Below are 18,585 nucleotides of genomic sequence, written 5' to 3'. Positions count from 1 at the left end.
CGCAACACCGTTCTTGCGATCAGCCGCCGCTCTGGGTGCGTGGGCGGAAGTCCAGCGCGACCGAGTTCATGCAATAGCGCAGGCCCGTGGGCGGCGGCCCGTCCGGGAAAACATGGCCCAGATGCCCGTCGCAGCGCGCGCAGCGCGTTTCCACGCGACGCATGCCGTGACTAGTATCGCTATGGTTGGTGACCCGGTCCTCGGCGATAGGCTGGGTGAAGCTCGGCCAGCCGGACCCAGAATCATATTTGTCGAGGCTGTCGAACAGCTCGTTGCTGCATCCGGCGCAGCGATAGATACCGTCGACCTTGTTGTCGTTGTAATGGCCGGCAAAGGCGCGTTCGGTCCCCGCCTCCCGCAGCACATGATAGGCCTCGGGCGACAGTCGCTTGCGCCACTCGGATTCCGACAGGTTCAGATAGTCCATGAACTAGATGTGTTGTGCCCCCGGCCCCGCGTCAACCAGTGGAATTGACGAGGGGCCGCGTGGCTGTGCACGCGGCCCCTCGGGAACTTCAACGCGGGAAGGGCAGCGCGCCCTGAAGGCTTAGTCCTTCCAGGCCCAATACAGCTGCGCCGGCGGAACGTTCCACCACTCCATGTCATGGTCGATCCGCTCGAAATTGGGCGAGAGGAAGTCGCGGACCTTGGGGCTGAACTGATAGACTAGGAAAGCACCGCCTGGCCGCAACACCTCTGCGGTGGCAGTGGCGATCTTATCGCCGATGCCCGGGGGCAGGGTCGAAAACGGCAGGCCGGACAGCACATAGTCGGCGTTGGCATGGCCGTGGTCGGCCACGATCTGGACCACGTCGGCCGCCGAGGCGTGCACCGCCGAGAAGCGCGAGTCGAGGATCGTGCCGTTCAGGTAATCGATGAACTCGGGATTGGTATCGATCGCGATCAGCTGCGCGTCCGGCGCCATCCGTTCGAGGATCGGGCGGCAAAAGGTGCCCACGCCCGGACCATATTCGACGAACACCTTGGTGTTGGCCCAGTCGACCGGCGCCAGCATCTTGCGGATCAGCTTGCCCGAAGAGGGGATCACCGATCCCACCATCACCGGATGCTTCACGAATCCGCGCAGGAACATGCCCGCCGGGGAAGGAACGCGCTTGGGGCTCCGTCGGCTGGCGGTTGTGGAACTGGTGTTCATGGAAATCCTTGGGCGGGGCGGCCGCAGCCGCGTCGAAGTTGTCGTCGCAAAACCGAAACGAAGATGCAAGCCGAACGGTTTCGTCGTGACGCGATGCGGTACCACAGCGCGGCGAACGACGCCCTTCCCATCGGATGCGCGGGCCGCCTCCGTGCAGGAGGCGGCGCGCGATTCCGTCAGTGCTTTTCGCCGCGCGGCTGCACCATTCCCGGTGCGATGAAGCCGATCGGCTGGATCGCGACCGCATCCTGCTTCAGCTTGGCGGACATCTGCCGATACTCCTGCTCCATCTCCGCCGTCACCGACGCGCGGGACTCCCCGAGCGCCTGGCGGAAGTGGGACATGCGCACCGTGGTGTTCGACAGCGACTCGCGCAGCGCCATCAGGCCCGCACGCCGCACCACATCCTCCAGGTCCGCGCCGGTGAAGCGCTCTGTTTCGGCGGCGATCGCATCGAGGTCGACGTCGTCCGCGATCGGCATCTTCTCGGTCTGGATCGACAGGATCCGTCGCCGGCCACCCTGGTCTGGAACCCCGACATAGACCAGCTCGTCGAACCGGCCCGGGCGCAGCAGCGCCGGATCGACCAGGTTCGGCCGGTTGGTCGCCCCGATCACCACCACCGACTGGAGCTCTTCGAGCCCGTCCATCTCGGCCAGGATGGTGTTCACCACCCGCTCGGTGACCTGCGGCTCGCCCATGCCGCCTCCGCGTGCCGGTACCAGGCTGTCGAGCTCGTCGATGAAGATCACGCAGGGCGCCACCTGACGGGCACGGGCGAACAGCCGTGCGATCTGCTGCTCGCTTTCGCCATACCATTTGGACAAGAGGTCGCTCGATTTGGTGGCGATGAAGTTCGCCTCCGCCTCGCGCGCGACCGCCTTGGCGAGCAGCGTCTTGCCGGTGCCCGGGGGGCCATAGAGGAGAAAACCCTTGGCCGGGCGGATGCCAAGCCGGCGAAACGCATCAGGCGACTTGAGCGGCAGCTCGACGCCTTCCTTGAGTCGCATCTGTGCGTCGTCCAGCCCGCCGACGTCCTCCCAGCGGACGGTCGGCGCCTGTACCATCACCTCGCGCATCGCCGAAGGCTGGACGCGCTTCAACGCCTCCAGGAAATCCTCGCGGCCGACCGACAGCGTGTCGAGCACCTCCGCGGGGATCGTCTGCTCGGACAGGTTGAGCTGCGGCATGATCCGCCGCACCGCCTCGATCGCGGCCTCGCGGGTCAGCGCCGCCAGGTCTGCACCGACGAAGCCATAGGTGGTCCGCGCCAGTTCGCTGAGGTCGACCCCCTCGCCCAGCGGCATGCCGCGGGTGTGAATGCCCAGGATCTCGCGACGGCCGCGCTCGTCGGGCACGCCGACCACGATCTCGCGGTCGAAGCGGCCGGGACGGCGCAGCGCCTCGTCGATCGCCTCGGGACGGTTGGTTGCGGCAATCACCACCACATTGGCGCGCGCCTCCAGCCCGTCCATCAGCGTCAGCAGCTGCGCCACGAGCCGCTTCTCGGCCTCGCCCGATACCTGCCCGCGCTTGGGCGCGATCGAGTCGATCTCGTCGATGAACACGATCGACGGCGCGTTCTGGCTCGCTTCCTCGAACACCTCGCGCAGCCGCTTTTCCGACTCGCCGTACGCGGAGCCCATGATCTCCGGGCCGTTGATCAGGAAGAAGTCGGCATCGCTTTCGTTGGCGACCGCGCGCGCGAGGCGTGTCTTGCCGGTGCCGGGCGGGCCGTGGAGCAGCACGCCCTTGGGCGGATCGACGCCCAGCCGCTGGAACAGCTCGGGGTAGCGCAGCGGCAGCTCGACCATCTCGCGCAGCTGGTCGATCGTTGCCGCCATGCCGCCGATGTCGTCATAGGTGACGTCGGCGCGGCGCGCCTCGCGCGGTTCCTCATATTCGGGCCGCAGCTCGATCTCGGTATTCTCGTCGATGTGCACCACGCCCTTCGGGGTCGAAGACACCACGGCGAGGCGGATTTCCTGCAGCGCATAGGCGGGCGCGTTGACGAAGCGCTGGATCGCAGGGTCCGTCACCCGCTGGTGTCCTGCGGTCGCCACCACGTCGCCCTGGCAGAAGGGGCGGCCGAAGAACGTGCGCTTCAGCGCGTTGCTGGATCCCTGAAGGCGGAGATTCTGCTGCGCGGGGGCGAAGATCACGCGGGCGGCGGGCTTCGACTCGACGCGACGAACCTCGACGAAATCGCCCGCGCCGACGCCTGCATTGGCGCGCTGGAGGCCGTCCAATCGCACCAGGTCCAGGCCCTCGTCTTCGCCATAGGGTCCGACCGCGCGTGCCGGCGTCGTCCGCTTGCCGACGATCTCGATCACGTCGCCTTCTGCGACCCCCAATGACGCCATCAGGGCGCGCGGCAGGTGGGCGATGCCGCGGCCGCTGTCCTCAGGCCGCGAATTCGCCACCTGTATCCGGCGCGCTTGCGAGTCGTCGTCGGCCATCGGCATCCTTTCACCTTCTCGAAACGAGTGCGGGAGATAGGATCGAGGGTTCGCCGGGCAAGGCGCAAAAAAAAGGCCGGTCGCGAGGACCGGCCGTGAAAGGTTTAGGAGAGGATGCCTGAAAGGCCTGTTCCGTATGCGGTCCGGACCTTTTTTGTGCAAATGCGAAAGAAAAGACTGCGGTTGCAGAATCTGCAACCAAAGAGCTAAATTGCTCTGCGCAGAGCGGTGCTATCGCTATCGCACCCGGCGGTTATGATGCGGTGCAACAACAAGGCAGGAGCAGATGCGGCGCCTTCCTCCTCTCACGGCGATCGAGGCATTCGTGCATGTCGCCCGACTCGGATCGATCAAGGCGGCAGCCGAGGAGCTGGCCTTGTCGAGCCCCGCGCTCAGCCGGCGGGTCCAGGCGCTGGAGCGATTCATCGGCAAGCCGCTGTTCGAGCGGCGGCACCAGGCGCTCCGCCTCAACCATGACGGTGAGCGGCTGCTGGGGATGATCTCGCACGCGCTCGACACACTGTCGGACGCGGTCGAGCGCATGTCGGCAGGGTCGGACCTGTTGCGCCTGCGACTGGGCGTGCTGCCGCTGTTCGCGACCCAGAAGCTGATGCCGCGCCTTGGGGATCTCAAGCGGCGCCATCCCGAACTGCATCTCGACGTCGATACGGCGGGCCACAGCCTTGCGCGGCTCGGCGACGGCATCGACGTCGGAATCGTCCTTGGCCATACGATCGACCCGGCGCTCTATTCGCGGCGCCTGGACCGGAACCGCGTCTACGCGATCGCGTCGCGCGCGCTGGTGGAGGAGATGCCGCTCACCGATCCCAAGCAATTGGCCAAGCTTACCGCGCTGATCCATCGGGACATGCCCGACACCTTTACCGACTGGCGGCAGGCGGCCGGGCTCCCCTATCTGGAGCCGGCGGCGACGGACTTTTTCGATTCCGGCGCCTTGATGCTGGAGGCGGCGGCGCAGGGGCTGGGCGTCGCCTTCATGCTCGAGTCGCATTTCGAGGAGGCACGTGACACACGGCTCGTGCGGCTGTTCGATATGTCGGTTGAGAGCACCTACAGCCACTGGTTCGTCTGCCGCCCCCGCATGATGCAGCAGGAGCCGGCGCGGCTCTTCCACGACTGGCTGATTCAAGCGCTGGGTGCGGAGAATATGTGACGTTGGGCCGCATCCGTGCTCCTGCGCAGGCAGCAGCTTCGGAGCGCGGACGCCGCCGGCCGTGGTTGCGGGACCCTGGGTCCCTCACCCTTCGCCGGAAATGGACGATCGCACGTTCGTCCAGGGAAAAAGCCGGCCGCGACCTGGCGACCGGCTTTCACAGCATCAGGCCTCGCTGCGGGCCTTGAGGATCTTGCCGGGCTGGCGCGGCGGCTCACCCTTGGGGAGCGCGTCCACGGCGTCCATGCCCTCGATCACTTCACCCCAGACGGTGTACTGGCCGTCCAGAAAACGGGCGTCGTCGAAGCAGATGAAGAACTGGCTGTTGGCCGAGTTCGGGTCCATCGTGCGCGCCATCGAGCAGGTGCCGCGGACGTGCGGCTCGCGGCTGAACTCGGCCGGCAGGTTGGGCTCCTTGGAGCCGCTGGTGCCGGTGCCGGTCGGATCGCCGCCCTGCGCCATGAAGCCCGCGATCACGCGGTGGAACACGACATTGTCGTAGAAGCCGCTGTCGGCGAGCTTGGTGATCCGCTCGACATGCTTGGGCGCCAGGTCCGGGCGCAGCCGGATACGCACTTCGCCCGTGTCGAGCGTCATCACGAGCGTGCTGGGAAGATCGGACATAAACGCTCCGGAAATCAGGAAAAATAGGGAATCCCGTCCGTAGAGCCGCGGCCTGGAGGTTGCAACCGCGGCCGCCGCCGCTAGAGCGGGCGCGCAACGCCAGCGAGGGAGCCGAGCCATGAGCGAGACCGAGCTTCCCGCCCACGACATCGCCGAAAGCGAACTCGACGCCGACGACCGGCTGAAGCCCGAGTTCGTCTCCGCGGTGCTCGATGCGGTCGAAGCGGACGATGTCGAGACGGTGCGCGCATTGGTCGAGCCGCTGCACCCGGCCGATCTGGCCGACTTGTTCGAGCTGGTGCCCGGCGAACAGCGTCCGGCGCTCGCCTCCGCCGTGGCCGATCGCCTGGACGGCGACGTGCTGGCGGAGATGAACGACTGGGTGCGCGACGCCCTGATCGATGCGCTGGAGCCGCACCAGGTCGCCAATCTCGCCGCCGAACTCGATACCGACGACGCGGTCGCGATCATCGAGGACCTGGACGAGACGGATCAGCGCGCGGTGCTGCGCGCGCTCGATCCGGACGACCGCGCCGCGATCGAAGAAGCGCTGAGCTATCCCGAGGAATCGGCCGGCCGCTTGATGCAGCGCGAGCTGATCGCGGTGCCCGAGCATTGGAGCGTCGGCGACGTGCTCGACTTCCTGCGCGGCAGCGAGTCGCTGGCCACCGATTTCTGGGAAATCTTCGTGGTCGATCCGGCGCATCGCCCGGTCGGCACCTGCCAGCTCTCGTGGATCCTGCGCTCGCCGCGCTCCGTGTCGATCAGCGATGTGATGAAGCGCGAGCAGACGCTGATCCCGGTCGACATGGACCAGGAGGAGGTGGCGCTACGCTTCCAGAAGTACGCGCTGATCTCCGCGGCGGTCGTCGATGGCAGCGGTCGCCTGGTCGGCGTCATCACCGTCGACGACATCGTCCACATCATCCAGGAAGAGGCGGGCGAGGACGCGCTGCTGCTGTCGGGTGCGGGCGAGGGCGACATCAACCAGCCGGTGCTGGAACGCTATCGCACCCGCGTGCGCTGGCTGGTCGCCAACCTTTTCACCGCACTGGTCGCCTCCACCATCATCGCGCTGTTCGAGGACACGATCGCGCGGATGGTGGCGCTGGCGACGCTGATGCCGATCGTGGCGGGGGTGGGCGGCAACGCCGGCACCCAGACCATGGCCGTGACGGTGCGCGCGCTTGCGACCAACCAGCTCACCCAGTCGAACACGGTCCGATCGATCCTGCGCGAGATTCAGGTGGCGCTGATGAACGGTGCCACCATCGCCCTGCTGATCGGTATCGGCGTGAGCCTGGTGTTCGGCAATCCCTGGCTGGGTGTGGTGATCGGTGCGGCGATGATGACGAACATCCTCATCGCGGGGCTCGCCGGAGTTCTGGTGCCGCTGACGCTCGAGCGGTTCGGCGCCGATCCGGCCGTCGCCTCGTCCGTGTTCGTGACGATGACCACGGACTCGATGGGTTTCCTGGCCTTCCTCGGCCTGGCGACGGTGGCGGGGCTCACCGGCTGACTTGAGCGCGGCCGCCTCAATCCCCAAATCCACGACGTGCCACTCCATCTCACCAAGGTCGCATTCGCGATCGAAAGCGTCGATCATCTCGCCGAACGGCTGCGCCTGCGCGCGGCCGAGGGCGGCGCCCTGACGACGCGCTACCTGCCCAAGCGCGCCGCTGAGATCGAGGGCGGCTCGCTGTTCTGGATCCTCAAGCACCAGCTGGTCGCGCGCTCGCCGATCCTGGGCTTCGGCGAGGCGGACGGCGGACGCGTGGCGATTCACCTCGCAGCCGACCTCGTGCTGGTGCAGGCGCGGCCGAAGCGCGCGCACCAGGGCTGGCGCTATCTGGAGGCAGCCGATGCGCCGCCCGACCTCGGCCAGGGCAGCGCCGGGATCGCCGAGTTGCCGCCGCGGCTCATCGGTGAGCTTTCGGCGCTCGCGCTGATCTGAACCTCAACGCGCGAGAGTCGGAAAGGCGGCACGGAATGCTGCCACCTTGGGTGCATCCCAGCGCACGATGTACGGGTAGCGCGGATTGCGGCGGGCGAAATCCTGATGATAGCCCTCTGCCGGGAAGAACCTGCCTCCCTCGATGCGGGTGGCGATCGGCCCGGCAAAGCGCTTCGTGGCGTCCAGCTGTCGGATGTAGCGGATCGCCGTCGCACGCTGCCCGGCATCCTGGGGAAAGATCGCGGAACGGTAGCTGGGTCCGTGGTCGGGTCCCTGGCGATCCCGCTGCGTGGGATCGTGTGCCACCGAGAAGAAGACGCGCAACAGCGTCCCGTAGCTGACGACCCGCGGATCATAGGTGATGCGGACCGCCTCGGCATGGCCGGTGCGCTCGGTCGACACCTGCGCGTAGTTGGCGGTCGCCTGCGTGCCGCCGGCATAGCCGTTGGTTACGGAAGCAACGCCCTTCACCTGTTCGAACACCGCTTCCAGTCCCCAGAAGCAGCCCCCTGCGAATACGGCAACCGCGCGGCTGCCGCTGGACGGGATCTCATGTTCGACGGCGGGTATCGCGACCGCGCGTTCGGCCTGGGCGGGACCACCGGCCCCAAGGGCGGCGGTGAGGATCAGGGCAGAGATGCGGCGCATGCCGCGGATATGGGGGCGTTCTCGCCGATCAACAGGGGCAGGGCTCGTCGCCTGGAGATCAGTTTGCGGTCTGGACAGGAGCTTCCCAGGAGGATGCCTGCGCCGGCTGCGCGACCTGCACGCTCACCAGCGCTACGGCGCCAAGTGCAAAGCCGCTGAGGAAAAGCCGGAAGAAACCGGGGCGGGGCTTGTTCTGCGTCATCAGGGTCGTTCCATTACCGCGCCACAAGCACCTGCGGACTGCAGCTGCTTGCGACTCCGTGTCGTTCGCTGTTCGGGAATAGGCCGCCGGGGCTGAACCGGGGCTGGCCTTGCCGTTCATCGCCAGTTGGCATCGCCGACCTGGCTCCGCAAGCCACGCGCGCGAAACGCTGCGGTGCAAAGAAGTTCCACCGCGCCGAGACGCGGCGGAAAATACGGAAAGGAACGCCTGCTAGCGAAGCGCGGCGCAGGCCGCCTGGATCCGCGTGCACGCCTCGCGCAGCACGTCTTCCGAGGTGGCGTAGCTGATCCGCATCGCAGGCGAGAGGCCGAAGGCGGCGCCGTGCACCACCGCGACCTTTGCGTCGGACAACAGATAGCCGGCGAAATCCTCGTCGGTGGCGATCACCTGGCCGTTCGGTGCAGTCTTGCCGATCAGCCCGGACACTTCGGGGTAGACGTAGAAGGCGCCCTCGGGCGTCGGGCAGGTCACGCCCTCGATGGCGTTGAGCATGCCGACGACCAGATCACGACGCTTCTGGAACGCCGCGGCGCGCGCCTTCAGGAAGCTCTGGTCGCCGTTGAGCGCCGCCACCGCTGCCGCCTGTGCGATCGAGCAGGGGTTCGAGGTCGATTGCGACTGCAGCTTCGACATCGCCTTGATGAGCCAGGCCGCACCGCCGGCGAAGCCGATCCGCCAGCCGGTCATCGCATAGGCCTTGGAGCAGCCGTTCACGGTCAGCACGCGCTCGTAGAGCGAAGGGCACGCCTGCGCGATCGTGGCGAACTCGAAATCGTCGTAGAGGATGTGCTCGTACATGTCGTCGGCGAAGACCCAGACATGCGGATGGCGCTCGAGCACCTGGCCAAGCGCGCGGAGCTCCTCGACCGTGTAGGCGGCGCCCGTCGGGTTGGACGGCGAGTTCAGGATCACCCACTTGGTGCGCTGGGTGATCGCCGCCTCCAGCTGCTCGGGACGCAGCTTGTAGCCTTGGTCGGCACCGGCCTGAACGACCACCGGCGTTCCGCCTGCGAACTGCACCACATCCGGATAGCTCACCCAATAAGGCGCCGGTACGATCACCTCGTCGCCCGGGTTCACCGTCGCCACCATCGCGTTGAACAGCGTGTGCTTGCCGCCGACGTTCACGCTGATCTGGTTGACCGCATAGTCGAGGCCGTTGTCGCGCTTGAACTTGGCGACGATCGCCTCCTTCAGCTCGGCCGTGCCGTCGACGTTGGTGTATTTCGTCTTGCCCGCGCGGATCGCCTCGATGGCGGCTTCCTTGACGAAGTCGGGCGTGTCGAAGTCGGGTTCGCCGGCACCCAGGCCGATCACGTCGACGCCCTGGCGCTTGAGCTCGAGCACCTTGGAGGTGATGGCGAGCGTGGGCGAGGGGCTGATACGGTCGAGCGCGGCAGAGGTCTTCATCGGAATTCCCGCTGGAGAAAAGGCGCTGGCGCCTTAGCGGGGGGAGGGGGGCTCCGCAACCAACTGCGCACGAATAAGTCCGCGAACGGCATTGCCGACGTAAAAACCTTGCGCGAGATCGGCGGGTCGCACCACCGCCTCCACTGCGCGGCCCGCGCCAAGCAACTCCGCCCGCAACACCCCCGGCAGCAGCCCGGCGGAGAGCGGCGGCGTATGAAGCAGGCCGTCGCGCTCGACGAAGACGGAGGTGAAGCTGCCCTCCGTGACCTGTCCGTCGGGCGCGACGAACGCCACGTCGAAGCACCCGGTGCCCTGGCGGGCGCCGTCGTAAATGGCGCGATCGCTCGTCTTGTAGCGCAGGCGGAAATCGGCAGGGGACACCGGCAGCGGTACCAGCGCGACCGAGACAGGCTCGGAGGGCGCCGGCGGCAGTGGCCCTGCCTCTATGGCGATCGCGCCAGTGGGGGACAGCAGCAGTCGGACGCGCGAAGGCTGCTCCAGCCGGAAGGTGGCCGCTTGCAGTTCGTTGCGCGCGGCATGACGATCAAAGGCGAAGCCCAGGCGCCGTGCGCTCGCCTTCAGCCGCTCCAGGTGTCGCTCCAGCAGCGAAATCCCATGGTGCGGGTCGAACGCCATGGTCTCGATCAGATCGAAGCGACGTTGGCCGCTGGTCAGGAAGCGGGCCTTGTCGTGGCACTCGCGCCACTCGGCCGCGGACGTCGAATCGGCGACGACCCCAGAGCCGAGTCCCAGCGTCGCGGCATCCGCATCGGGCTTCAGGTGGAGGGTCCGGATGGCGACGTTGAACGCGGCGTCGCCATTCGCGTCGATGCGGCCGATCGCGCCGGTGTAGATTCCGCGCGGCGATCTCTCCACCGCTTCGATCACCTCCATCGCCCGGCGCTTCGGTGCGCCGGTCACGGAGCCGCAGGGGAACAGCGCCGCCAGCGCCCGGGCGGGGCTGCCTCCGGGCGCCAGAACGCCGCGCACGCTGGAGACCATCTGGTGCACCGTCGGGTAGCGTTCGACCACGAAGCGTTCGGGTACTTCGACGCTGCCGGCGACGGCGACCCGCGCGATGTCGTTGCGCAACAGGTCGAGGATCATCAGATTCTCGGCGCGTTGTTTCGGATCCTCGGCAAGGGCGGCTGCGGCCGCTGCGTCGCGGACCGGGTCTCGGTCCCGACGAGCGGTCCCCTTCATCGGGCGGGCGGAAAGGGTGGTGCCATCGATCCGGAAGAACAGTTCCGGGGAGAAGGAGAGCAGCCATTCGGTGCCGGTCCAAACCAGCGCGCCATGGCCTGCCCCCGCGCGCGGCCGGATCGCCGCATAGAGCGCGCGCGGGTCGCCCAGGACAGGAGCGGTCGCGCGGAAGGTCAGGTTGGCCTGGTAGATGTCCCCCGCCTCGATCCACCTTCGGACGCGATCGAAGGCCTCCGCGTAGCGCGCGTAGTCCAGCTCGGGCTCGGGCGTGCCGATCCAGGCGCCGGCCGGATCCGGAAGCAGCGTGGCAAGCGCATCGGCATCCAGCCGCTCGTATGCGTCGAAGATGCCGAACCAGCCAAGCGGCAGCGCCTCGGCAGGGGCGGTTGCCATGCCCTCGATCACCCGCCCGGCCTCGTACCTCAGGAAGCCGGCAACCGCCCGTCCCTCTTGTCGAGCGTCATCCAGCGCTTGCAGCAGCGGCGCGACATCCTCGGGAGTATCCGCCTGCACGATGGCGCGCGGGTTCCGGTACAGCCGGGCCGTCCCGCCGGGGCGGGCGTCGTCCAGCAGGACGAAGGGCATGGCGTCGTGCAAGAGCATTCCCCCTGCGGATTGCAGCGGCGCGGCGCTTGCCGCAAGCCCGCATGCGCGCCTATCCCGTCCGAATGACGCCTTCTCCCATCCGTGCGGCGATCGTGCCGGTCACGCCGCTCCAGCAGAACTGCACGCTGTTGTGGTGCACCAAGACGATGCGCGGCGCCTTTGTCGATCCCGGCGGCGACCTCGACCGGCTTCGCCAGGCGGCCGAGCAGAACGGCATCACGATCGAGAAGATTCTGCTGACCCACGGCCACATCGACCATTGCGGCGAGGCGAAGCCGCTCGCGGACGCACTGGGCGTGCCGATCGAGGGGCCGCATGAGGCGGACCGTTTCTGGATCGCCCGCCTCGACGAGGACGGCAAGCGCTGGGGTCTGCGCGGAGTGCCGTTCGAACCCGATCGGTGGCTGGTCGAAGGCGATCAGGTGACGGTGGGGGAGGTCGCGTTCGACGTGTACGAGACGCCCGGGCACACCCCGGGGCACGTCGTCTTCCACCATCCTGGCACCAAGTTCGCGCTGGTCGGCGATGTGCTGTTCGCGGGCTCGGTCGGGCGGACGGACTTCCCGCTGTCGAATCATGAGGCGCTGATCGACTCGATCGTCACCAAGCTGTGGCCGATGGGGGACGATACCAGCTTCATCCCCGGTCACGGGCAGCCCGGGCGCTTCGGGCAGGAGCGGCATAGCAACCCGTTCGTGTCCGATTCGGTGCTGGCCGGAAGGTAAGATTCGAACGGCCGCTGAGGCGCGTTCCCGCCACAAGCTTGCAACCACTGCCAAAAACGCTATAGGCGCGGCTCGCTTCGTGACATGGCCCATGCTGCCGGTCCGGCGAGCGGCCGGTCGCCCGGCCCTGCTTGCCCGGTCGAACGTTGGGTATTTCACGGCCAACGATCCTTAGATTTCCGGTAAAGGTGCCGACATGGCAGTTCCCAAGAGAAAGACCTCGCCCTCCCGCCGGGGCATGCGGCGCGCGCACGACTCGCTCTCGGTCGAGTCGTTCCAGGAGTGCCCGAACTGCGGCGAGCTGAAGCGCCCGCACAACCTGTGCAACGCATGCGGCCACTATAACGGGCGCGAGATCGTCTCGGTCGAGGGCTGAGGCTGACCGCAAACGGAGGCGCTGGCGTGGTGGCCGAGGACTCGTGGATCGCCGTCGATGCGATGGGCGGTGACGAGGGCCTTGCGGTGATGCTTGCCGGCGTCGCCCAGGCGCGTCGCCGCAATCCGGGCTTGCGGTTCCTGCTGGTGGGCGACGAGACGGCGATTCGCGCTGGTCTCCAGTCGCACCCCAATCTCACCGCTGCGTCGGAGGTGGTCCACGCGCCGGAACTGGTCGGGTCTTCGGACAAGCCGAGCCAGGCGATCCGTCGCGCCCGCACCACGTCGATGGGGATTGCCATCGATCTGGTGAAGAAGGGCCGGGCAGCTGCCGCGGTGTCGTCGGGCAACACCGGCGCGCTGATGGCGATGGCCAAGCTCGCGCTGCGCACCATGCCGGGGATCGACCGGCCGGCGCTGGCAGCGCTGCTCCCCAGCCTGGGCGAGAACGACCTGGTGATGCTCGACCTCGGCGCCAATGCCGAGTGCGACGCGCGCAACCTCGTCCAGTTCGCGGTCATGGGGGCGGCCTACGCCCGCGCCGTGCTGGACCTGGAGAGCCCGCGCGTCGCGCTGCTCAACATCGGCACCGAGGACATGAAGGGAATCGACAGCGTCCGCGATGCGGCTGCGGCGATCCGCGCCTCCACGCACCTGCCGCTCACCTTCACGGGGTACATCGAGGGCGACCGCCTCTCGCGTGGCGAAGTGGACGTGGTGGTGTGCGACGGCTTTTCGGGCAACATCGCGCTCAAGACCGCCGAGGGTACCGCCCGTTTCGTGGCAGACCTGCTCAAGCGCGCCTTCCGCAGCTCCGTCCGCTCCAAGATCGGTTTCCTGATCTCGAAGCCCGCCACCGATCTGCTGCGGCATCACCTCGACCCCAATAATCACAACGGGGCGATCTTCCTGGGCTTGAACGGCCTGGTGGTGAAGAGCCATGGCGGTGCGAACGCCGCCGGCGTATCGAACGCGATCGAGGTCGCTGCCAAGCTGGTGCGCAACAACCTAACCCATCGGATCGCTGAAGACCTGGCAGCGATCGAAGCGAAGGCCGCATGATTCGTCGCTCCGTGATCGCCGGCACCGGCTCCGCCCTTCCCAAGCGCCGCGTCTCCAATGCCGAGCTTGCGGAGCGGGTCGACACGACGGACGAATGGATCGTCGAACGGACCGGTATCCGGTTCCGCCACATCGCGGAGGAGGGCGAGACGACCTCCTCGCTGGCGATCGAGGCGGCGAGCAAGGCGATTGCGGCAGCCGGGCTGGAAGCGGACGCGATCGACCTGATCGTTCTCGCGACCGCCACGCCCGACCAGACGTTTCCCGCGACCGCGACGACGGTCCAGGCAGCGCTTGGCATCAACGACTGCGTCGCGTTCGACGTCGCGGCGGTGTGCTCCGGCTTCCTCTATGCGGTGCAGGTCGCCGACAGCATGATCCGCGCGGGCGCACATCAGCGCGCGCTGGTGATCGGCGCGGAGACGTTCAGCCGCATCCTGGATTGGGAGGACCGCGCAACCTGCGTGCTGTTCGGCGACGGTGCCGGTGCCGTGGTGCTCGAGGCGCGGGTATCCGAAGATGCGGACGCGCCGGGTATCCTCGCGACCAAGCTCCACGCTGACGGCCGCCACAACGGTCTCCTCTATGTCGACGGCGGTCCCTCCACGACCGGCACGGTCGGCAAGCTGCGGATGAAGGGGCGGGAGGTCTTCCGCCACGCGGTCGTCAACCTGGCACAGGTGATGGAGGAGTCGCTTGGAACCGCCGGGCTCACCTCCGCGGATGTGGACTGGGTGGTGCCGCATCAGGCGAATGCCCGCATCCTGGAAGCGACCGCGCGCAAGCTCGGCCTCGCACCGGAGAAGGTCGTCGTCACCGTGGATCAGCATGCCAATACCTCGGCTGCTTCTGTCCCGCTGGCGCTCGATACGGCGGTCCGCGACGGCCGGATCCGGCGCGGCGACCTGATCGTCCTCGAGGCGATGGGCGGCGGTTTCACCTGGGGCGCGGCGGTGGTCCGCTTCTGAGCGGCAGCCGGCCGGAGCACGGCGGGCAGCTGGTAGTTTGAACGAGAGCATCCTTGTGGTACGCGGCTTGGCGCATCCACTGGGTAGGGGGTTTGCCATGACTGCGGGCGGGACGTTGACACGCGCGGACCTCGCAGAGGCGCTGCACAAGGAGGTCGGCCTTTCACGTGCCGATTCGGCCAAGCTGGTGGAGGAGATCCTGCGCCACATGTGCGAGGCGCTGCACAAGGGCGAGAACGTCAAGATTTCCGGCTTCGGCAGCTTCGTGCTGCGCGACAAGGGCGAGCGCGTGGGCCGTAATCCCAAGACCGGGGTGGAGGTGCCGATTGCGCCGCGCCGGGTGCTGACCTTCCGCGCCAGCCAGATGATGCGCGACCGCATCGTCGCTGCCAGCTGAGGGCCCGCGCCGTGTCCGAGAAATCGGCGACGGCCTTTCGCACGATCGGCGAGGTCGCGGCTGAGCTGGGCTTGCCCCAGCACCGGCTGCGCTATTGGGAAAGCCGTTTCTCCGAGCTGCGGCCGGTCACCCGGGCGGGGCAGCGCCGCTATTATCGGCCCGAGGACGTCGCGCTGGTGCGGCGGATCCACCAGTTACTGAGCGACGAGGGCTACACGATCCGCGGAGTGCAGACCCTACTGGCAGCCGAGCGCGGCAAGCCGGTGGTCCAGGATCCGCTGCTTCGCATCCGGGCGATGCTGGCAGATGCACTGGCCGCGGACGCCCGCTGAGCGTTAGCCGAAATCCGGTCCCAGACTGGGGTCGACGTCGCGGGGGCGGATGAAGCGCACGAGCGTCGCCTCGCCATCGCGCGCCTCGCTCCAGTGCGGCGCCACTTCCAGCACCGCCACGCTTGCGGTGGGGAACTTCTCCGCCACGTCCTGCCGCAGCGCGCCCGCTTCGGCGAGGAGCAGCACCAGTTCTTCGAGACCGGGATTGTGGCCGACGAGCAGAACCTGCTCGGCGGTGTCCGGCAGAGCCCGCACGACATCGAGGAGCGTCGCTTCCGAGGCCAGGTAAAGCCGGCGGTCCCACTCGGGCGCCAGCGTCTCTCCCAGACCGCCAGCGAAATGGTCCAGCGTCTCCTGCACCCGCACTGCCGGGGAGGCGACCACCAGGTCGAAGGCGAGGCCCAGCCCGCGCAGGTGGCGGCCCATGGTCTCGGCCGCGCGGGCACCCTTGGCATTGAGCGGGCGGTCGAAGTCCCGCGCGACGGGATCGTCCCAGCCGGACTTGGCGTGGCGAAGCAGCGTCAGGGTCTTCATGGCATTTCCGTCGGGCGAGGCGTCAGGCGGTCGCCGCCTCATGCCCCAAGGGGCGGGCGAGGGAAAGCCGCGATGCGCGCTCGACCGCCTCGTCGAGCGTCGTGCGCGACACCGGCGTTCCTTCCGGGAAGGCGGTGAGCAGGCGCGAGGGCATGGCCGCCGACAGCAGCACGAACATGCCGCGGTCGTCCGCACGGCGGATCAGACGTCCGAACGCCTGGGCGAGGCGTGCGCGGACGATCCGGTCGTCATAGACGCTGCCGCCCCCTGCCAGCCGGCGGGCAGCGTGGAGCACGGTCGGCTTGGGCCAGGGCACGCCCTCCATCGCGACCAGCCGCAGCGAATCGCCGGGCACGTCGACCCCGTCCCGCAGCGCGTCGGTGCCGATCAGCGAGGCGCGGGGATCGTCGCGGAAGATGTCCACCAGCGTGCCGGTATCGATCGGGTCCACATGCTGGGCGAGCAGCGGGAGGCCCTCGCGCGCCAGCCGATCGGCGATGCGCGCATGCACGGCCCGCAGGCGGCGGATCGCGGTGAACAGCCCAAGGGTGCCGCCGCCGGCCGCCGCGATCAGGCGGGCATAGGCGTTGGCGAGCGCCGCCAGGTCGCCACGCTTCACGTCGGTGACGATGACCACCTCGGCCTGACCGGCATAGTCGAAGGGGCTTGCGGCCTCGAAGCGAGCCGGCGCCCGCTCCAGGTGGGGGGCGCCTGCGCGCGCTTCCGCCACGGACCAGTCGCCGCCGGCCTTCAGGGTGGCCGAGGTGACGAGCGCGCCATGTGCTGGCTTGAGCACGGTGTCGGCAAAGGGCCGGCTCGGGTCAAGCCAGTGACGGTGCAGCCCGACGTCATATTCGCGGCCCTCGACCCGATCGACCGCGAGCCAGTCGACATAATCGGGATCGTTCGGGCCACCGATCCGCGCGATCAGGGCGAGCCAGGCGCCGACCGTCTCGGCGCGCCAGCCGAGCGAGGCGATCGCACCTTCGATCCGTGCCCGCGCAGGCGCGTCCATCCAGTCGGGTGCCTCCGCCAGCACCGACTCGAGCCGGCGGCCGAGCGCCAGCAGCGGGCGCAACAAGGCCTCCAGCGCCGCGCTTGCCGGTCCGGCGGCATCGACAAGCCCGGGGTCGGGTTCGGCCAGTTCCGTCTCCAGCCCATAGCCGGCCTCGCCCGCATCGGGTGCGCGCGCATAGACGAGCCCCCGGACCGCTGCGAGCAGCGTCTCGACCGGCCCGAACGGCGCGCCTTCGTTGATGCGGCCGAGCCAGCCGTCGGAAGGCAGCGCCTGCGCGGCATTCACCGCGGCGGCGATGGCTTCCGCCCCGCCGTCGTCGTAGCTCGCGACATCGGACAGGCGCGCGGCGAGCCCGCGCCTGCGGCCCCGCGCCTTGGCCTCCGGCCCCAGCACCCAGCGGCGCAATTCGATCGCCTCGGCGCCGGTCAACGCTGCCGAGAACATCGCGTCGGCCGCATCGAACAGGTGATGCCCCTCGTCGAAGACGTAGCGCGTGGGCCGAGTCGCCGATTCGCGGCCGCGCGCGGCGTTCACCATCACCAGCGCGTGGTTGGCGATCACCAGGTCGGCGTCCGCGGAGGCGCGCGCCGCGCGCTCGATGAAGCACTTTCGATAATGCGGGCAGCCTGCGTAGATGCACTCGCCGCGGCGGTCGGTGAGCGCGGTCGAGCCGTTGCGGCGGAACAGGGTCGGCAGCCATCCGGGCAGGTCGCCACCGACCATGTCGCCGTCCGCGGTATAGGCGGCCCAGCGCGCGACGAGCTGCGCCAGGATCGCCGCGCGCCCGGCGAAACCGCCCTGCAGCGCATCCTCCAGGTTGAGCAGGCAGACGTAGTTCTCGCGCCCCTTGCGGGTAACGATCCGCCGCTTGCGCTCCTCCTCATCGGGGAACAGCCGCTCGCCTTCGCGTGCGAGCTGGCGCTGGAGCGCCTTGGTATAGGTCGACACCCAGACGGCGCCGCCTGCCCGTTCGGACCAGAGCGACGCGGGCGCGAGATAGCCCAGCGTCTTGCCGATCCCGGTGCCCGCCTCCGCCAGCACCAGATTGGGCGAGTCGCGTACCACCCGCGGAGCAAAGGCATCGGCGGCGGCGGCGGCATAGGTGCGCTGGCCGTGCCGGCGTTCGGCCCCGGCGCCGGTGAGGGCATCGAGGCGGGCGACTACGTCGGCGCCGTCGACGGCGATGGTACGTGGGGCGGGGCGGGGCGCGCGTTCCTCCCACTCGGGGAGCTTGGCGAACAGCCAGCGCTCGGCGCGCTCCGGCTTCGCCAGGCGCTGGGTGACGGCAGGTGCCCAGGTCCAGCGCAGCCGGAACAGCGACTGGGCGGCGTGCCAGGCGCCCTCGCGTTCCGGCCACTCGCCTTCCATGAGGGCCAGGAGCGCGGCGGCGGCGTCCCGGAGGAAGGGGGCAACCGCCGCATCGCTCTCCGGCGTGGGCAGACCCGTCACGGCGGCGAGCCCCTTGGGAGTCGGGACCATGAAGCGGGCGGGGCGCAGGAAGGCGAAGAGCTCGAGGAGGTCGAGCCCGGACAATTCCGCATAGCCGAGTCGCTGCGCCACCAGCGGCGCATTCAGCACCAGAGTCGGTGTGTCGGCGGCCAGCCGGATCGCCTCGCCCCGGCTGATCCCGCGCACCTCCCCGTCGGGCGTGGCGACCCAGATGCCGCCGTGGCTTGCGTGCAGCGCGGGATAGGGGAGCATGGTCTCTTCTATAGCC

The 18,585-nt window shown here is 68.5% G+C and carries 19 protein-coding genes; 9 read left to right on the top strand and 10 right to left on the bottom strand.

Translation table 11 applies throughout. The features are described 5' to 3' along the window. Nucleotides 1-19: 19 nt before the first annotated feature. The 3 genes from msrB to EO081_RS14050 all read right to left on the bottom strand — a co-directional run bounded on the left by msrB (nt 20) and on the right by EO081_RS14050 (nt 3,615). Nucleotides 20-427 carry a peptide-methionine (R)-S-oxide reductase MsrB gene (gene msrB, locus EO081_RS14060; RefSeq protein WP_129342723.1) on the bottom strand — a complete coding sequence of 136 codons (408 nt, stop codon included), beginning with the start codon at nt 425-427 and terminating at the stop codon, nt 20-22. Between the two features lie 120 nt (nt 428-547). Beyond that, nucleotides 548-1,156, bottom strand: a complete 609-nt coding sequence (locus EO081_RS14055; RefSeq protein ID WP_129342721.1) for a class I SAM-dependent methyltransferase — start codon at nt 1,154-1,156, stop codon at nt 548-550. Nucleotides 1,157-1,332: 176 nt separating this feature from the next. Continuing rightward, complete coding sequence (locus EO081_RS14050) at nt 1,333-3,615, bottom strand: CDC48 family AAA ATPase (RefSeq protein WP_129342719.1); 2,283 nt, start codon at nt 3,613-3,615, stop codon at nt 1,333-1,335. 286 nt (nt 3,616-3,901) lie between these two features. On the opposite strand from EO081_RS14050, the gene EO081_RS14045 reads away from it, so the two are divergent. Then, complete coding sequence (locus EO081_RS14045; RefSeq protein WP_129342717.1) at nt 3,902-4,789, top strand: LysR substrate-binding domain-containing protein; 888 nt, start codon at nt 3,902-3,904, stop codon at nt 4,787-4,789. 165 nt (nt 4,790-4,954) lie between these two features. Here EO081_RS14045 and EO081_RS14040 read toward each other — a convergent pair whose 3' ends face one another. After that, nucleotides 4,955-5,413 (bottom strand): peptidylprolyl isomerase, encoded by a 459-nt coding sequence (locus tag EO081_RS14040; protein ID WP_129342715.1) that lies wholly within the window; start codon nt 5,411-5,413, stop codon nt 4,955-4,957. A gap of 118 nt (nt 5,414-5,531) precedes the next feature. Here EO081_RS14040 and mgtE point away from each other — a divergent pair, with 118 nt between their 5' ends. Both mgtE and EO081_RS14030 read left to right on the top strand, forming a co-directional pair. Further along, entirely contained in the window at nt 5,532-6,932 is a 1,401-nt protein-coding gene (gene mgtE / locus EO081_RS14035; RefSeq protein WP_129342714.1) for a magnesium transporter, read from the top strand. A gap of 36 nt (nt 6,933-6,968) precedes the next feature. Further along, the gene (locus tag EO081_RS14030; RefSeq protein WP_129342712.1) at nt 6,969-7,367 is read left to right on the top strand and encodes a DUF1489 family protein; all 399 of its coding nucleotides are present in this window, start codon (nt 6,969-6,971) and stop codon (nt 7,365-7,367) included. Nucleotides 7,368-7,370: 3 nt separating this feature from the next. Here EO081_RS14030 and msrA read toward each other — a convergent pair whose 3' ends face one another. The 4 genes from msrA to pabB form a co-directional block, all read right to left on the bottom strand. Then, complete coding sequence (gene msrA, locus EO081_RS14025; RefSeq protein WP_129342710.1) at nt 7,371-8,015, bottom strand: peptide-methionine (S)-S-oxide reductase MsrA; 645 nt, start codon at nt 8,013-8,015, stop codon at nt 7,371-7,373. Between the two features lie 58 nt (nt 8,016-8,073). Next, the gene (locus EO081_RS16915) at nt 8,074-8,217 is read right to left on the bottom strand and encodes a hypothetical protein (protein ID WP_165284653.1); all 144 of its coding nucleotides are present in this window, start codon (nt 8,215-8,217) and stop codon (nt 8,074-8,076) included. A gap of 231 nt (nt 8,218-8,448) precedes the next feature. After that, nucleotides 8,449-9,648 carry a pyridoxal phosphate-dependent aminotransferase gene (locus EO081_RS14020; protein WP_129342708.1) on the bottom strand — a complete coding sequence of 400 codons (1,200 nt, stop codon included), beginning with the start codon at nt 9,646-9,648 and terminating at the stop codon, nt 8,449-8,451. A 33-nt stretch (nt 9,649-9,681) separates the two neighbouring features. Further along, nucleotides 9,682-11,454 carry an aminodeoxychorismate synthase component I gene (gene pabB, locus EO081_RS14015; RefSeq protein ID WP_129342706.1) on the bottom strand — a complete coding sequence of 591 codons (1,773 nt, stop codon included), beginning with the start codon at nt 11,452-11,454 and terminating at the stop codon, nt 9,682-9,684. Between the two features lie 65 nt (nt 11,455-11,519). Here pabB and EO081_RS14010 point away from each other — a divergent pair, with 65 nt between their 5' ends. The 6 genes from EO081_RS14010 to EO081_RS13985 all read left to right on the top strand — a co-directional run bounded on the left by EO081_RS14010 (nt 11,520) and on the right by EO081_RS13985 (nt 15,316). After that, entirely contained in the window at nt 11,520-12,182 is a 663-nt protein-coding gene (locus tag EO081_RS14010) for an MBL fold metallo-hydrolase (protein WP_129342704.1), read from the top strand. 196 nt (nt 12,183-12,378) lie between these two features. Then, nucleotides 12,379-12,558, top strand: coding sequence for a 50S ribosomal protein L32 (rpmF, locus tag EO081_RS14005; protein WP_129342702.1), 180 nt, complete (start codon nt 12,379-12,381; stop codon nt 12,556-12,558). A 29-nt stretch (nt 12,559-12,587) separates the two neighbouring features. After that, complete coding sequence (plsX, locus tag EO081_RS14000; protein ID WP_129342700.1) at nt 12,588-13,619, top strand: phosphate acyltransferase PlsX; 1,032 nt, start codon at nt 12,588-12,590, stop codon at nt 13,617-13,619. Further along, complete coding sequence (locus EO081_RS13995) at nt 13,616-14,587, top strand: beta-ketoacyl-ACP synthase III (protein ID WP_183947977.1); 972 nt, start codon at nt 13,616-13,618, stop codon at nt 14,585-14,587. The genes plsX and EO081_RS13995 overlap by 4 nt, the downstream gene beginning before the upstream one ends. Nucleotides 14,588-14,684: 97 nt before the next feature. After that, nucleotides 14,685-14,984, top strand: a complete 300-nt coding sequence (locus EO081_RS13990; protein WP_129342699.1) for an integration host factor subunit alpha — start codon at nt 14,685-14,687, stop codon at nt 14,982-14,984. An 11-nt stretch (nt 14,985-14,995) separates the two neighbouring features. Beyond that, nucleotides 14,996-15,316, top strand: a complete 321-nt coding sequence (locus EO081_RS13985) for a MerR family transcriptional regulator (RefSeq protein WP_240697694.1) — start codon at nt 14,996-14,998, stop codon at nt 15,314-15,316. Nucleotides 15,317-15,319: 3 nt separating this feature from the next. On the opposite strand, the gene EO081_RS13980 is transcribed toward EO081_RS13985, so the two are convergent. After that, nucleotides 15,320-15,850, bottom strand: a complete 531-nt coding sequence (locus EO081_RS13980; RefSeq protein WP_129342695.1) for a SixA phosphatase family protein — start codon at nt 15,848-15,850, stop codon at nt 15,320-15,322. A gap of 22 nt (nt 15,851-15,872) precedes the next feature. Further along, nucleotides 15,873-18,569, bottom strand: a complete 2,697-nt coding sequence (locus tag EO081_RS13975; protein ID WP_129342693.1) for an ATP-dependent DNA helicase — start codon at nt 18,567-18,569, stop codon at nt 15,873-15,875. Nucleotides 18,570-18,585 lie beyond the last annotated feature (16 nt).

Source organism: Sphingomonas desiccabilis (assembly GCF_004135605.1).
Taxonomy (GTDB): domain Bacteria; phylum Pseudomonadota; class Alphaproteobacteria; order Sphingomonadales; family Sphingomonadaceae; genus Sphingomonas; species Sphingomonas desiccabilis.
The sequence above is the reverse complement of the archived record's forward strand: the minus strand, read 5'-3'. Positions and strand labels throughout refer to the sequence as shown.